Genomic DNA, 14,354 nt, shown 5'->3' with positions numbered 1-14,354 from the left:
ACCGCCGGGATTGGCGGGCGAAAAGGGCGGCGCTGACGCTGTGATGTAATCGCCACAGACCAGCGACTTGCGCGGGTGGCGGGGCGGTGGTAGACGCAGCGGGTTCACGGCGCAGGCTATGCTTGGTGCCGCCGTTTCCGTTTGACGGAATCGGGTTGTTTCAGATCTCGGAGAAGTGTCGGTTTTATGCAGATCATTGTTCGCGACAACAACGTCGATCAGGCCCTGCGTGCGCTCAAGAAGAAGCTGCAGCGTGAAGGCGTGTACCGCGAGATGAAGCTGCGCCGGCACTATGAAAAGCCGTCGGAAAAGCGCGCTCGCGAGCGGGCAGCTGCTGTCCGCCGTGCGCGTAAGCTGGAGCGTAAGCGCGCGGAGCGTGACGGCGCCCGGTAACAACCGGCGGGGATGAATCGCATCGGCGGTTCGACTCGCTTTCTAAATTGCTGCCACCGGGCGCGGTGAACCGCGCTCGACCTTGACTGGGGATCGCCATGTCGACCGTTACTGCTGTTCCGATCGCTCCGGTGAAGCGCAGCTATGTTGTCTGGTTGATTGTGGGGATCCTGGCCGCTGTCATGGCGGCCGCCGCACTCGCGGTGCAGGGGGATGATTTCCTCACCCGCAATGCCCGCGCCAAGGGTGTCGTGACGACCCCGTCCGGGCTGCAGTATCAGGTGATCGAGCCGGGCTCGGGGCCCAAGCCGACAGACACCGACGTCGCTCTGGTGATGTACGAGGGCAAGCTGCTGGACGGAACCACGTTCGACAAGTCCCAGCAGCCGACGCCATTTCCTGTCACCGGCGTCGTTCCGGGCTTCTCCGAAGGCCTGAAGCTGATGCCGAAGGGCGCGAAGTACCGCTTCTGGATCAAGCCTGAGCTTGGTTATGGTGCGGAGACGAAGGGCCCGATCCCAGGTAATTCGACGCTCGTGTTCGACGTCGAGCTGCTCGATTTCCTGCCTGAGGCGGTGATTCGCCAGCTTCAGCAGCAGCAGATGGGTGGCGCTGCCGGAATGCCGGGGATGCCGGGTGCCCCGCAGCCGGGCGCTGAGGCTCCGCCGCAGGGTCGCTGACCTTAATGCACAATCGTTGAGGTTCTCGCACCGTCATCGCGTTTAGCGGCGGCGGTGTTTTCTTGTGTCGCTGGTCGACGGCAAGGACGGAGCAGCGAGGCGAAAGCTGCTGGCGAGCGACGAACCGGCGGGTGTTGCGGTCATCGCCTAGACCCACTGCCGGAGAGATTATGGTAGAGGCCGACCTGCGGATCAGACGGAGCGGGAATTTGTACGCTGTCCTGACGAATGGCCTCGTCGCAGCGCAGATAAGAAGCCCCCGGCCGGCACGTACCGACCGGAGGCAATCGGGCTCAGAGCGCCCGGCCGACCATGATGGTAGGCGTGATGTCAGTGAAGTTCGGCACGTCGGCCTGAAGCTCGCCGATCCGTGGGTTGGCCATTGCCTGACCCATGCTTTCCGGCGAAGCGAAATGGAAATGCGCGATCAGCGCGAACGGGGCAGCGCCGCCGCCCGGCGCCTGGCCTTCGATCAGCTCGACCCGCTCGGGCTGCCAGATCTCCTTCGCGAGCTCGGCATGCTTGGCCTTGTAGTAGCTCGCGTCGAACTTTGCCCCGTCGTGATTCGGGTACAGAACACTGACGATCATTTTCCTCTCCCCTCAAGAAAACGGGCGCCCCCTTGTGTGGGGACGCCCGCGATTGTTTTTGATCAGGCGGCGTTTTCGCCGATGATGGTCTTCACTTCCATGAAGTCGGTCAGGCCCCATTTGCCGCCCTCACGCCCGTTGCCGGACGATTTGTAGCCGCCGAACGGGGTGGCGCCGTTCGGCCCCCAGGCGTTGATTGTGACCAGGCCGGCGCGCAGCTTGCCGGCGATCTTGGAAGCCTCCGCAGGATCGCCCGAGATCGTCGCCGACAGGCCGTAATCGGTGTCGTTCGCCATCTCGACGGCCTGCTCGCTGTCTTCGTAGGTCGTGATCGTTGCGACAGGCCCGAACGTCTCCTCACGGTAAATGCGCATGTCGGGTGTCACGTCGGCAAGCACGGTCGGCTTCACGTAATAGCCCGCGTTGCGGCCGTCGGGGCGACCCACGCCGCCGGTGACTAGCCGAGCGCCTTCGTCCAGCGCGGACTGAATCAGGTCCTGGATCTTCTCGAACTGGGCCTTGTTGACGACCGGACCGATGTGGGCGCCCTGCTTCTCGGGGCTGTCCACCTGGGTGGCTTCCATGATCGCCTTTACGACCTCTTCGGCCTCGTTGACCTGGCTCTTGTGCACCAGGAGGCGGGTCGGTGCGATGCAGCTCTGGCCGGTGTTGGCGATGACGCCTGCCAGAGTGGGGGGCAGTACTTCGCCCAGCTTCGCACCCTCGAGCACGACGTTGGGGGCCTTGCCGCCCAGTTCCTGATGGACGCGCTTCACGGTAGCGGCTGCGGCGGTCGCGACGGCGATGCCAGCGCGGGTGGAGCCAGTGAAGCTCACCATGTCGACGTCCTTGTGCGCCGACAGCGCGGCGCCGACCGTCGGCCCATCACCATTGACGAGGTTGAACACGCCAGCCGGGACGCCAGCCTCTTCCAGGATCTCGGCCAGAATCATCGCGTTGGTCGGTGCTTCTTCCGACGGCTTCAGGACCATCGTGTTGCCCGCTGCCAGCGCCGGCGCGACCTTCGCGCAGATCTGATTGAGCGGCCAGTTCCACGGCGTGATCATGGCAACGACACCGATCGGCTCGTGAACCACACGCGCACCCTTGGCGGCCTGCTCGGAGAAGCTGAATTCCTTCAGCGCGGCCAGCGTGCCCATGAAGTGCCCAAGGCCGGCGGGTGCCTGAGCCATATTGGCAAAGGAAATCGGCGCGCCCATTTCGCGGCTGGTGGCGGCGGCCAGATCCGGAATGCGCGCCTTATAGCCGGCAATGATCCGCTCCATCAGCGCGATCCGCTCTTCCACCGTGGACTGCGACCAGGTCTTGAACGCCTTCTTGGCGGCGGCGACCGCCTTGTTCACATCGGCTTCGCTGCCAAGCGTGATTTCGGTGGTGGGCTGCTCGGTCGCGGGATCGATCACTTGGTGGCGCTTGCCACCATCGCTGTCGACCCAGGCGCCGTCGATATAGTGTTTCAGATAGCTTTGCATGATGCCTCTCCGTCTCTTGGAACCGACGTTTCCCTCCATGTGTGGGGCGCGATTAAGTCAGTTGCAACAGGAAACGAGACGCGCTGCTGCCGTGCCGCGACGGGACACGGCGTTGCGCCGTGATGGGCTGCGTCGCGCCTGCGCTTGGGTAAAGCGGTCAGAAGAAAAGGATGGACCGACCCCGTCCGTCCCCGCGCCGGCGGCAGACAGAAGGATCCAATCTTGCGCCCAGCCTCCATTCTCCTGGCGGTACTGATCGCCGCTCCCGTCGCCAGCCAGCCGCGTCCGGCGCCATTCACCGTTGCGGAGACCGGCGAGATCTATGGCACGCTTGACGATGCGCTGCAGGCGAACCGCGGCCGCGACTTCACCGTTCTAATTGCGCCTGGCACGTATCGCGAGTGCGCGATCCAGCAGGCTGGCCGGGTCACCTTCAAGGCGGTGAAACCCGGCACCGCGATCTTCGAGGGCGCGTGTGAGGGGAAAGCGGCACTGGTCCTGCGCGGCAATGGATCGACGATCGACGGCATCGTCTTTCGCGGCATCCGCGTGCCGGACGGGAACGGCGCGGGAATCCGAATCGAGATCGGCGACCTTGTGGTGCGCAATTCGATGTTCCTCGACAGTCAGGAAGGTATCCTGGGCGCGACGGACGATCAGGCAAGCGTCACAATCGATCGGTCGACCTTCTCCGGCCTTGGCCAATGCCACGAGACGGAGGATTGCGCGCATTCGATCTACCTCGCAAATCGCGGCAGCGTGACGATCACCAATTCGCGTTTCGAGCGGGGGCAGGGTGGCCATTATGTGAAATTGCGCGCCCCTCGCGTCCGCATCATCGACAACAGTTTCGACGATAGCGGCGGCAACCGCACCAACTACATGATCGATCTGCCCGAGGGCGGCACCGGCGAGATTGCACGCAACACCTTCGTGCAGGGGCCGCGGAAGGAGAACTGGGGCGGGATGATCGTGGTCTCGGCCGAACAGCGCAAATACAGCGCCGCCGGCCTTTCCATCCACGACAATGTCGCCAGCCTGGCACCAGGACAGGAGAAGAGCCCGGCCTTTGTCGCGAATGTCAGCGGAGACCGGCTGGCGATCGGCACGAACAGCCTGGGCGCGGGCGTGCGCGCCTATGAGGTGCGCCAGCCCTGATCGGTCGGTGCGGCGCCGGCCACCCGCAGGTGACCGGCGCCGCGCTGATGCCAGGCTTAGCGGCAGGTGTCGTTAGGGCCGCTGTCCAGATCGAGGCAGCGTCCATCCAGCCCCTTCACCGGCAGGTTGATCGTCGCGGCCAGCGTCGGGACGATGTCGACCGTTTCCACCGACTGCGGCTGTTCGAACCCGGCCATGTCCTTGCGCCAGAACAGGATGGGCACGCGGCGATCATAATCCCACGGGCTGCCGTGCGTCGCGACATAGCCCGGACCGGGCTTCGCAATGCCGGTGACGCGGGGCTTCAGCATGATCAGCAAATCGCCCGAACGCTCCGGATCGAACGAGGCATGGGCGCGCTGCTCCAGCGTCCAGGTTTCCGGCGGCGTGGCGGGGATGGTCGCTGCTGCAATCTGCTCACGCGTCAGGACCGCGGCGACCTGCGGAAAGGCGCTGATCCGCTTGACGGCTTCGGCGATCACGGCCTTGCGGCGGTTTGCTGGCACTGTCTTCGCGACATAGACGTCGCCTTCTGACCCGAGCAGGACCGGGCCGGTGATGCCCATCTGCTTGCCGATCGCGGTGCTGATTTCCTGCACGGACAGCGCGGGCGACACGCGGGTTTCGCCCGGCATGGCGCGCTGCTGCTGCCGTTCGGTCGCGTCATGGCCGCCATGATCGGCGGTCAGCACTACCTCGTAATCGAGGCCCCACGAATCGAGCGTCGCGAAGAAGCCGCCCAGCGTCTTGTCGAGCTCGGCCATCTGCAGGCACATCTCGCCGCCGCCCGGGCCATAGCCATGGCCGACATAGTCGGTCGCCGATGCGCCGATCGAAATGATGTCGGGCGCGCTGCCTTTGCCAAGCTTCATGTCCTGGATCAGGCCGGCGGCAATCGCGAACACCGCGCCGTCCATCGCCGGAGAGGCGCGAAATGCGCGTGTGTCGCCGGCGGCGCGGGCGAAGCGGCCGTTGCCGATGGTCTGCCCACCCACCTCGATCGGCTGCATCAGCGGCCGGCAGAAGGCGGGAACGGCGAGCGGCTCCTGCGGCTGAGCGATCAACCGGGCCACGGCTTCGCGCCCGCGCTGCACCGCGGGCGGGACCGCGCGGCCATCGTAGGACACGAAATCCTTGCCGTCCCAGAACCAAAGCTCATCGACCTTGTGGCCGCCCATCATGATCGCCGCGCGATCCTTGCCCGCTACCGAGACGACGCGGCTGGCGGGGTTCGCCGCCTTCATCATCTCGCCCAGCGTCGGCACCTTCAGGTGCAGGTCGGCGACCTTGTAGTTGCGGTGATCGGTGCCGGGGATCCGCTCGTCCTCGGAGCAGTAAACTTCCTTGTCCTCGCGCGGCGCGTCCTGGTTGATCCAATTGTTGGCGATGATGCCGGTGCGGCCCGGCCGCATCCCGGTCAGGATCGTGGAATGGCCGGGGCAGGTCTCGGTCGCGGCGTGGCTCTGATATCCCGAGGGAAATACCGCGCCCTGCAACAGCCTCGCAAATCCGTCGGTGAAGCGATTGCGATACTGGGCAAAAAGATCGGCGGAGAATTGATCCACCGAGATCGCGACGATCAGCTTGGGTGGCGTGCGCGGGGTGGCGGCGCTCACCGGCGCTGGCGGCTGGGCGGATTCGAGAACCGCTTCCTGCGCGGCAACAGGCAGGGCGATCGAGGCAAGAAGCGCGGCGAGAAGAGCTTTCATCATGAACCTTGGTGCTTGGCGACGAGGCGCGGTATGTGCCGGGCATGACGGCTAGGCAAGCTTGGGTAACGACCCTGTTTTTCATGGTCATGACGCTGCTGGCACAAACAGCGGCGGCACAGACCCGGCATGTGGCAATCACGCTGGTGCCAGAGACCGCGCGCCCAGCCGTCGGCAGTACCGTGACACTGGCGTTCGATTCGCGTCCCGAGCCCGAATGGCATGGTTATTGGCAGAACCCAGGTGACGCCGGCATCGAGACCCAGCTCGGCTGGACGCTGCCGCAAGGCGTGACGGCGGGCACGCTACGCTATCCGGTTCCCGAGCGGCTGATCGTCGGCGGGCTGATGAACTATGTCTATGAGGCACCGTTCGCGCAGCTCGTTGACCTGAAGATCCCTGCCGGGCTGGCGGCAGGGACGCGCCTGCCGGTGTCGGTGAAGGCGGATTATCTGGTCTGCACGAAGGAGATCTGCGTTCCCGAAAGCCAGACGCTGTCGACCGAGCTCGTCGTTGGCGATGGCGCGGTGGATCCAGCCACGCGCGCCCGCTTCGACCAATGGCGGCAGAAACTGCCCAAGCCGCTGGGGTCCACCGGCACGTGGCAGATGGCCGACGGGCAATTCCGCCTCGCAGTGCCTTACCCCGCCGATGCCCAGCTTCGTGACGCCTATTTCTACCCGCTCGCCGCCGGGGCGATCGACTACGCCGCACCGCAGACGGTCACGCGCAACGGCGACCAGCTGATCATCGCGACCAAGGCGCCATCGTCGCCTGCCAGCGGCACGATCGAGGGGGTTCTCGCGACGGGCGACGGGCAGGGCTTTGCAATCAGCGCGGGTCCCGGAACGGTTGCGGCACCGACCGCCGCGGCAACCGACAGTGCGCTAATGCCCGCGTTGCTTGCCTTCGCCGGCGCGCTGCTGGGCGGCTTGCTGCTCAACATCATGCCGTGCGTGTTCCCGATCCTCAGTCTGAAGGCGCTTGGCCTGGCCCGCTCCGGCGAGACAGAGAGCGCGGCCCGACGCGAGGCGCTCGCCTATACCGCCGGGGTTGTGCTGGTCTGCCTGGCGCTGGGCGGCGTGCTGCTCGCGTTGCGCGCGGGCGGGGCGAGCGTTGGCTGGGCCTTCCAGTTGCAGGATCCGCGCGTGATCGGCGTGCTGTTGCTGCTGGTCATGGCGATCGCGCTCAACTTGGCCGGCCTGTTCGAGCTGCCGACTCCGCGCTTCGCCAGTCGCTCGGGTACCGGCGGCGCTTTCGCCACCGGGGCGCTGGCCGCCTTTGTCGCGACGCCGTGCACCGGGCCGTTCATGGGCGCGGCGCTGGGCGCGGCGCTGGTGCTGCCACCGCATGCCGCGATGCTGGTGTTCGCCGGACTTGGCCTCGGTATTGCCCTGCCGTTCTTGGCCATTGGCTTCATTCCTGCGTTGCGCCGTTGTCTGCCGAAACCAGGGCCGTGGATGGCACGGCTGCGTCGTATTCTGTCGGTACCGATGTTCCTCACCGCGCTCGCGCTGGCTTGGGTGCTTGGGCGGCAGGCTGGGGTGGACGGGATGACGATCGGTCTGGCCGCAACGCTTGTCGCTGCCTTCGGCCTGTGGTGGTCGGGGCGCCGGCAGGCCGCGGGTCGCGATCGGGTCTGGTGGCCGGCCGTTCCGGCGCTCGGCCTTGCCTTGGTGACAGTGCTGCTCGTCCGTGCCGCGCCGCCGTCGGCAGCCGTCGCAATGGCGGGAAGTGAGCCCTTCACGGAGCAGCGGCTTGCCGCCTTGCGGGCCGAGGGGCGCCCGGTGTTCGCCTATTTCACCGCGGACTGGTGCGTGACGTGCAAGGTCAATGAAAAGACCGCGATCGAAACCGACGCCGCGCGGCGCGCCTTCGCCGACGGCAATGTCGCGGTGCTGGTGGGCGACTGGACCGATGGCGATCCGGCGCTCGGCCGCTTTATCGAGGCGCACAACCGTGCCGGCGTGCCGCTGTATCTCTGGTACCCGAAGGGCGCTGATCGTCCGCAGGTCTTGCCGCAACTGCTGACCAGCGGCATGCTCGCGGCATTGCCGGGGGGCAGGACGAGTTGAGGAGAGCGATGATGCGCCTGCTTCCTTTTGCAATCGTGGCCCTGGCCGCGACCCCCGCCGCCGCTGACCAGACGATCGGCCAGCCCGCCGGCAACTTCCGGCTGATGGACGCCGATGGAAAGGCCGTGACCCTGTCGCAGTTCAAGGGCCGCCCGGTGGTGCTCGAATGGAATAACCCCGGCTGCCCGTTCGTGCAGAAACACTATGACAGTGGCAACATGCAGGCCGCGCAGGCCAAGGCCAAGTCGATGGGCGCCGCCTGGCTCACCATCAACTCCGGCGCGCCGGGCAAGCAGGGCCATATGACAGGGGCGCAGGCCAAGGCGTTCGTCGCGACGCAAAAGGCGCAGCCGACCGCCTATCTGCTCGATCCGCAGGGTCGCGTAGGCAAGGGCTATGGCGCCAAGACGACGCCGCACATGTATCTGATCGATGCGTCGGGGAAGCTCGTCTACCAGGGCGGGATCGACGACAAGCCGACCGCCGACAAGGCTGACATTGCCGGTGCGCGCAACCACTTGCTCGCCGCACTGGGCGATGTGAAGGCGGGCAAGAAGGTGTCGGTAGCCGAAGCGCGTCCGTACGGCTGTTCGGTCAAATACGCCGACTGATCGCCGACGGGAGGCCCGCTGGCCGGCCCGTGATTTCCGCCCGCCGTGCGCCGCGCTCTTGTGCGGCGCAACATTCTCGCGCAGCATGCACCCGAAACGAAATTGGAGCGTTATCGGTCGGATGGGGACGCGGGCATTCGACGAAATCATGGGGCTGGGCGACACGGCGCGCCCCGAATTGGCGGAACTCGTCCGCTGGCTGGAGGAAACACCCTCCGACGAACTGCGGCGGCGCCAGGAGTCAGCAGAGACCACCTTTCGCCAATTAGGCATCACCTTCGCCGTCTATGGTGACAGTGACGCGAGCGAGCGGATCATCCCGTTCGATATTGTGCCCCGTGTCTTTTTGGCCGACGAATGGGCGCGCCTGTCGGAGGGGTTGGTCCAGCGGGTCGAGGCAATCAACGCCTTCCTCGACGACATCTATGGATCGCAGGAGATTCTGAAGGCCGGCGTGCTGCCGGAGGATCTGATCTTCCACAATCCGCAGTTCCGGCCCGAGATCTTCGGCATTCGTCCGCCGCACGGGATTTGGGCGCACATTTGCGGGATCGATCTGGTCCGCACCGGCGCGGACGAATTCTACGTTCTGGAGGACAATGCCCGCACACCCTCGGGGGTCAGCTATATGCTGGAAAACCGCGAGGCGATGGTGCGCTTGTGCCCCGAATTGTTCGAGCAATTCCGCGTCGCCGCCGTCGACAGCTATCCCGATCGCCTGCTCGAAACGATGCGCTCGGTCGCGCCGCGCGGCTGCGCGCAGAACCCGACCTGCGTCGTTCTGACGCCGGGGCATTTCAACTCAGCTTACTACGAACACAGCTTCCTTGCCGATTCGATGGGGATCGAGCTGGTCGAGGCGGCTGACCTCGTGGTCGATGACGACATGGTCTACATGCGGACCATCGCAGGCCGTGTGAAGGTCGACGTGATCTACCGCCGCGTCGACGACGATTTCCTCGATCCGCTGGTGTTCCGTCCCGATTCGCTGCTCGGCGTGCCGGGCCTGATCGCCGCTTATGCCGCCGGCAACGTCGCGATCATCAACGCGCCCGGCAACGGCATCGCCGACGACAAGGCGATCTACAGCTACATGCCGGAGATCGTCCGCTTCTATTCCGGCAGCGAGGCCAACTTGCCCAATGTGGAAACATGGCGCTGCCGCGAGCCGGAGGCGCTTCGCTACACGCTCGACAATCTCGACCAGTTGGTGGTGAAGCTGGTCGACGGGTCGGGCGGCTACGGCATGCTGGTCGGTCCCACCGCGACCAGGGACGAAATCGCCACCTTCCGTGCCGTGGTGGAGGCGGAGCCGCACCGCTACATCGCGCAGCCCACGCTTGCACTGTCGACCGTGCCGACGCTCGTCGATCAGGGCGTCGCGCCGCGTCACGTCGATTTCCGCCCGTTCGTCCTCACCGGGTCGAAGGGTGTTCAGGTGGTGCCGGGCGGCCTCACCCGCGTCGCGCTGCGCGAAGGGTCGCTGGTGGTCAACTCGTCGCAAGGCGGGGGAACGAAGGATTCGTTCGTGCTGCTCGACGATCAGTGGCGGCAATCGCAGACGATGGGCACGATGGTTCAGGAGCAGAGCCTGTGAGCGCCGCGCTGCGCCCGGCCTGCCCGGGAGGTGCGCGATGCTGAGCCGTACCGCCAGCTCGCTCTACTGGTTGGGCCGCTATGTCGAGCGCGCTGATTTCATCGCCCGGCTGGTGGAAGCGACAATCCGCCTCGATGTCCTTTCCGCGCGCCCCGCTGGCCAGGCAGCATGGCTGTCCGCGCTCGCCGTCACCGATACCGAGGCAGCCTTCAAGGCGACTGGTGCCAGCCTGACGCGCGAGGCGGTATCACGCTTCCTCACCAGCGATTCCTCGCACCCCGGCTCGCTCATGCGCAGCCTCGACATGGCGCGGATGAACGCGCGAGCGGTGCGCACCGCGCTGACGCGCGAGGCATGGTCCGCGATCAACGGCGCCTGGCTGGTGTTCGACAAGCGCGTCAGCCGGCTCGATCCCGACCGCGCATTGGCGCTGGTCGACGCGGTCAAGGCGGAGACTCGCGGCTTCGAGGGCGCGCTGCATCGCATGTTGCGTAACCAGACGACGCTGTTCATCCGCCTCGGACAAGCGACAGAGCGGGTCGACAACACCGCCCGCCTGCTCGACGTCAAATACCATATCCTCCTCCCGGAAGGGCAGGAGGTCGGCGGCGCGGTCGATCGCGATCAATGGACCACCATCCTGCAGACGGTGTCGGCGGTGACCGCGTTTCGCTGGATCTACAATGACGGGCTGCTTCCCGCCAATGTGATCGATCTGCTGCTGTCGCGCGTCGAATTGCCGCGCAGCATTGCCGGCGCGATCGAGGAGGTGACAGACGTGCTGACCCAGCTTGCCAAGCGTACCGGCACCAATGGGGAGGCCGATCGCATGGCCCGCACCCGCCACGCGCGCGTCAGCAAGACGCGCACCAGCGACGTGATCTTGTCCGGTCTGCACCAGCATCTCGAGGCGTTGATCGCCGAGAATGATCAACTTCACGCGGCGATCGGCCGCCAGTTCAAGTTTTCCTGATGCGCGTCTCGATCGATCACCGCACCTTCTACGCCTTCACCGCACCGCAGGGGCGCGTCGTCCAGCTGCTGCGCCTGACGCCGGCCGACCTGCACGACCAGACGGTCGCCTCCTGGCACATCGCGGTCGATTGCGACGCGCGCATGACCCATCATCACGACGGCTTCGGCAATGCGACAACGATGTTATATTGCGAGGGGCCACTTAATCAGCTCGAATTGACGGTGACGGGGGAGGTGGTGACCAGCCCGTCCGCCGGCGTGCTCCACGGCGCGCATGAGCTTCTGCCGCCCCGCTTCTTCCTGCGCACGACACCGACCACCGCAGCGGGGGCGGAGATTGCCGACTTCGCGGCGAGCGCGTCTCGCGGCACGGATATCCCCGCGCTTCACCGGTTGAACCATGCGGTGCGTGATCGTTTCGCCGACGACGCCGGGCGGCCGGAAACGGGGCTGCCCGCCACGGACGCATTTGGGCGTGAGGCGCTCACCGCGCGCGACATGGCGCAGGTGTTCATCGCCGCCGCCCGGGCGATCGGCGTGCCCGCGCGCTATGTCTCGGGCTATTGCGATCTGGCGGGCGATCACCGGCCCACGCCGCACGGCTGGGCGGAGGCGTGGCAGGAGGGTGTTGGCTGGATCGGCTTCGATCCCTGGTTGGGTCAGTCGCCAGAGGAACATCACGTTCGCGTTGCTGTGGGGCTCGACGCCGCGCAGGCGGCGCCGATCGCTGGCTCGCGGCTTGGCGACGGCCGCGAGGCGCTGGAGGTCGATGTGACGGTTCAGGGCGCCGATTGACCGCCTAGCGGCGCGGCGGCGCCGGTCGGGCGCTAAGCGATCTGTTCGACGCCGGCCGCTTTGCCTTCGGTCGGCATCAGTGCCCAGCCGCGTGGACCCAGCGCTTCCAGCGGTTGATAGCGCGTCTTGTAGGCCATCCGCTCGGCGCCCTTCACCCAATAGCCCAGATAGACATAGGGCAGTCCGGCCCGCGCGGCGCGCAGGATGTGGTCGAGGATGATGAGATTGCCTAGTCCGGGCCGCGTCGGCATGTCGGGATCGAAGAAGCTGTAGATCATCGACAGCCCGTCGACCTGCTGGTCGGTCAGGCAGGCACCCAGCAGTTTGCCCTGACGCCCATCGGTCGCAGGTTCGCGATATTCCACGATCACGGTGTTAACCGGGGAATGCTCCACCATGTCGGCGTAATCCTGCTCGTCCATCCCCGCCATGCCGCCGGTGGGGTGACGATGCGCGAGGTAGCGGGAGAGCAGCTGGAACTGCTCGTCGGTCGCCCAGGGCTTGCATGCAGTGACGTCCAGGTCGGCGCTGCGTCGGATCAGCTTTCGCTGGCTGCCATTGGGCACGAATTCCTTGGTGCGCACCCGTACCGATACACAGGCGGCGCAGCCGACGCACGACGGGCGGTAGGCGACCGATTGGCTGCGGCGAAAACCGATGCGCCCCAACGCGTCGTTGAGCTCCGCGGCGTTCGACCCCGACAGCTCGGTGAACACCTTCCGCTCCTCGCGACCCGGCAGATACGGGCAGGGGGCAGAACTCGTCACGAAGAAGCGGGGGAAACGGAAAGAGGCGGTCACCGCGGGCGGAACTCCAGTCGAACGCGGCTCTGGCGCGCGTGCCGTGATCGATATGAAGAGACGCCGGCCCAGTGAAAAGCCGGCGCGCCGCCGTTTTGCCGTCGATGAATGAACCAATTGCTACCGCGGCGCCGAATTGACCCATTGTGGGGCATATCGGCGCACGCGTTCAGCAGGGTCGATCAGGCAAGTTCGATCAGGCTTACTTGGTATTGCGCCACATCCAGCGCGGCGAGCAGCCGGTCGAGATGCGCGCGATCGCGCGTTTCGCATTCGACGTCCAGGCTCAGGCCCTTCGCCGGCAGGTTGGTGAAGATGCGCTGGTGCGACAGCTCGAGGATGTTGACCCGCTCCTGGTCGAAGATGCGCGCGACATTGTAGAGCGCGCCCGGCTGATCCTGCAGGCGGATGCGCAGCCGCGCCAGCCGGCCGGATCGTGCCAGATCGCGCAGCAGCACGTTCGCCAGCAGGCGCGTGTCGATGTTGCCGCCGCACAGCACGATTCCCACGGTCTTGCCGGCGAACCGCTCCTTGTTGGCGAGCACTGCGGCGAGGCCGGCGGCGCCGGCGCCCTCGACCACGGTCTTCTCGATCTGCAGCAGCAGGCTGACTGATTCCTCCAGGCTGCGCTCGGATACCAGCAGGATGTCGTCGACCAGCGCCTCGACCATCTTCGCCGTCAGGCCGCCCGGCTGCTTCACCGCAATGCCCTCGGCCAGCGTATCGCCGGCGCACGGCAGGTCGGTGTGGCGCAGCTTGTTGTACATCGACGGGAACAGCTCGGCCTGAACGCCGATCACTTCGATGGGATGGTCCGCCGCGCGGGCGACGGTCGCCATTCCCGAAATCAGCCCGCCGCCGCCGATCGGCACCACCAGCGTGTCGAGCGACGGGATCTCCTCCAGCATCTCGATCGCCACCGTGCCCTGGCCGGCGATGACGCGCGCGTCGTCGAACGGATGGACGAAGGTGTAGCCGCGCTCCGCCTCCAGCACGCGGGCATGGGCATAGGCCTCGTCGAAGGTGTTGCCGTGCAAGACCACCGTCGCGCCATGGCCTTCGGTCTGGACGATCTTCACGATGGGGGTCGTCATCGGCATCACGATCGTGGCCGGCACGCCCAGGCGATTGGCATGATAGGCCAGCCCTTGCGCATGGTTGCCGGCCGATGCTGCGATCACGCCACGCGCCTTGGCGTCGTCGTCGAGCAGCAGCAGCGTGTTGAGCGCGCCGCGTTCCTTATAGGCTGCGGTGAACTGCAGATTCTCGAATTTGAGGTAGATCGTCGCTCCCGCCAGCGCGGACAGCGTCTTGCTGACGAGCGTCGGGGTATGGACGATCGAATCGCGAATTCGGCTATGAGCGGCGCGCACGTCCGCCAGGCTGACGGGAAGGGTTTCGGTCGTGGGGTGCACCGCAGTCGCCATACGCAAAGGTCCTACCGCCCGTCCGCCCTGAACGTGTTGAAGGGCTGTCAT

General features: G+C 66.0%; 13 protein-coding genes. 8 read left to right on the top strand and 5 right to left on the bottom strand.

The window, feature by feature from the left end; all coding sequences use genetic code 11:
* Positions 1-186: 186 nt before the first annotated feature.
* Both rpsU and K0S66_RS09925 read left to right on the top strand, forming a co-directional pair.
* On the top strand, positions 187-393 hold the full coding sequence (gene rpsU / locus K0S66_RS09930; RefSeq protein WP_007404630.1) for a 30S ribosomal protein S21: 207 nt from the start codon (positions 187-189) through the stop codon (positions 391-393).
* 98 nt (positions 394-491) lie between these two features.
* The gene (locus tag K0S66_RS09925) at positions 492-1,073 is read left to right on the top strand and encodes an FKBP-type peptidyl-prolyl cis-trans isomerase (protein ID WP_301075203.1); all 582 of its coding nucleotides are present in this window, start codon (positions 492-494) and stop codon (positions 1,071-1,073) included.
* 293 nt (positions 1,074-1,366) lie between these two features.
* On the opposite strand, the gene K0S66_RS09920 is transcribed toward K0S66_RS09925, so the two are convergent.
* On the bottom strand, positions 1,367-1,663 hold the full coding sequence (locus K0S66_RS09920; RefSeq protein ID WP_046409244.1) for an EthD family reductase: 297 nt from the start codon (positions 1,661-1,663) through the stop codon (positions 1,367-1,369).
* A 62-nt stretch (positions 1,664-1,725) separates the two neighbouring features.
* Entirely contained in the window at positions 1,726-3,156 is a 1,431-nt protein-coding gene (locus tag K0S66_RS09915; RefSeq protein ID WP_301075201.1) for an aldehyde dehydrogenase family protein, read from the bottom strand.
* A 222-nt stretch (positions 3,157-3,378) separates the two neighbouring features.
* On the opposite strand from K0S66_RS09915, the gene K0S66_RS09910 reads away from it, so the two are divergent.
* Positions 3,379-4,314 carry a right-handed parallel beta-helix repeat-containing protein gene (locus tag K0S66_RS09910; protein ID WP_301075200.1) on the top strand — a complete coding sequence of 312 codons (936 nt, stop codon included), beginning with the start codon at positions 3,379-3,381 and terminating at the stop codon, positions 4,312-4,314.
* Between the two features lie 56 nt (positions 4,315-4,370).
* Here K0S66_RS09910 and K0S66_RS09905 read toward each other — a convergent pair whose 3' ends face one another.
* A complete protein-coding gene (locus K0S66_RS09905; protein ID WP_301075276.1) occupies positions 4,371-6,023 on the bottom strand; it encodes an alkaline phosphatase family protein in 1,653 nt (550 codons plus the stop codon).
* Between the two features lie 83 nt (positions 6,024-6,106).
* Here K0S66_RS09905 and K0S66_RS09900 point away from each other — a divergent pair, with 83 nt between their 5' ends.
* From K0S66_RS09900 to K0S66_RS09880, 5 genes are all read left to right on the top strand, one after another.
* A complete protein-coding gene (locus K0S66_RS09900; RefSeq protein ID WP_301075199.1) occupies positions 6,107-8,098 on the top strand; it encodes a thioredoxin family protein in 1,992 nt (663 codons plus the stop codon).
* A gap of 11 nt (positions 8,099-8,109) precedes the next feature.
* Positions 8,110-8,709: a thioredoxin family protein gene (locus K0S66_RS09895; RefSeq protein ID WP_301075198.1), complete on the top strand. Its 600-nt coding sequence runs from the start codon at positions 8,110-8,112 to the stop codon at positions 8,707-8,709.
* 121 nt (positions 8,710-8,830) lie between these two features.
* Complete coding sequence (locus K0S66_RS09890) at positions 8,831-10,306, top strand: circularly permuted type 2 ATP-grasp protein (protein ID WP_301075197.1); 1,476 nt, start codon at positions 8,831-8,833, stop codon at positions 10,304-10,306.
* A gap of 37 nt (positions 10,307-10,343) precedes the next feature.
* The gene (locus tag K0S66_RS09885; RefSeq protein WP_301075196.1) at positions 10,344-11,279 is read left to right on the top strand and encodes an alpha-E domain-containing protein; all 936 of its coding nucleotides are present in this window, start codon (positions 10,344-10,346) and stop codon (positions 11,277-11,279) included.
* A complete protein-coding gene (locus tag K0S66_RS09880; RefSeq protein WP_301075195.1) occupies positions 11,279-12,076 on the top strand; it encodes a transglutaminase family protein in 798 nt (265 codons plus the stop codon). Before K0S66_RS09885 ends, K0S66_RS09880 begins: the two co-directional genes overlap by 1 nt.
* A gap of 32 nt (positions 12,077-12,108) precedes the next feature.
* On the opposite strand, the gene K0S66_RS09875 is transcribed toward K0S66_RS09880, so the two are convergent.
* On the bottom strand, positions 12,109-12,876 hold the full coding sequence (locus K0S66_RS09875; RefSeq protein ID WP_301075194.1) for an arginyltransferase: 768 nt from the start codon (positions 12,874-12,876) through the stop codon (positions 12,109-12,111).
* A gap of 182 nt (positions 12,877-13,058) precedes the next feature.
* Positions 13,059-14,303: a threonine ammonia-lyase gene (locus K0S66_RS09870; RefSeq protein ID WP_301075193.1), complete on the bottom strand. Its 1,245-nt coding sequence runs from the start codon at positions 14,301-14,303 to the stop codon at positions 13,059-13,061.
* Between the last annotated feature and the right edge of the window lie 51 nt (positions 14,304-14,354).

The organism is Sphingomonas sp. (genome assembly GCF_029239295.1).
Taxonomy (GTDB): domain Bacteria; phylum Pseudomonadota; class Alphaproteobacteria; order Sphingomonadales; family Sphingomonadaceae; genus Sphingomonas.
The sequence above is the reverse complement of the archived record's forward strand: the minus strand, read 5'-3'. Positions and strand labels throughout refer to the sequence as shown.

Excerpts from the sequence above, each read along its gene's own strand:
- rpsU (WP_007404630.1), top strand. The coding sequence starts at position 187 with ATGCAGATCATTGTTCGCGACAACAACGTCGATCAGGCCCTGCGTGCG.
- K0S66_RS09925 (WP_301075203.1), top strand. The coding sequence starts at position 492 with ATGTCGACCGTTACTGCTGTTCCGATCGCTCCGGTGAAGCGCAGCTAT.
- K0S66_RS09920 (WP_046409244.1), bottom strand. The coding sequence starts at position 1,663 with ATGATCGTCAGTGTTCTGTACCCGAATCACGACGGGGCAAAGTTCGAC.
- K0S66_RS09915 (WP_301075201.1), bottom strand. The coding sequence starts at position 3,156 with ATGCAAAGCTATCTGAAACACTATATCGACGGCGCCTGGGTCGACAGC.
- K0S66_RS09905 (WP_301075276.1), bottom strand. The coding sequence starts at position 6,023 with ATGAAAGCTCTTCTCGCCGCGCTTCTTGCCTCGATCGCCCTGCCTGTT.
- K0S66_RS09900 (WP_301075199.1), top strand. The coding sequence starts at position 6,107 with ATGGTCATGACGCTGCTGGCACAAACAGCGGCGGCACAGACCCGGCAT.
- K0S66_RS09895 (WP_301075198.1), top strand. The coding sequence starts at position 8,110 with ATGCGCCTGCTTCCTTTTGCAATCGTGGCCCTGGCCGCGACCCCCGCC.
- K0S66_RS09890 (WP_301075197.1), top strand. The coding sequence starts at position 8,831 with ATGGGGACGCGGGCATTCGACGAAATCATGGGGCTGGGCGACACGGCG.
- K0S66_RS09885 (WP_301075196.1), top strand. The coding sequence starts at position 10,344 with ATGCTGAGCCGTACCGCCAGCTCGCTCTACTGGTTGGGCCGCTATGTC.
- K0S66_RS09880 (WP_301075195.1), top strand. The coding sequence starts at position 11,279 with ATGCGCGTCTCGATCGATCACCGCACCTTCTACGCCTTCACCGCACCG.
- K0S66_RS09870 (WP_301075193.1), bottom strand. The coding sequence starts at position 14,303 with ATGGCGACTGCGGTGCACCCCACGACCGAAACCCTTCCCGTCAGCCTG.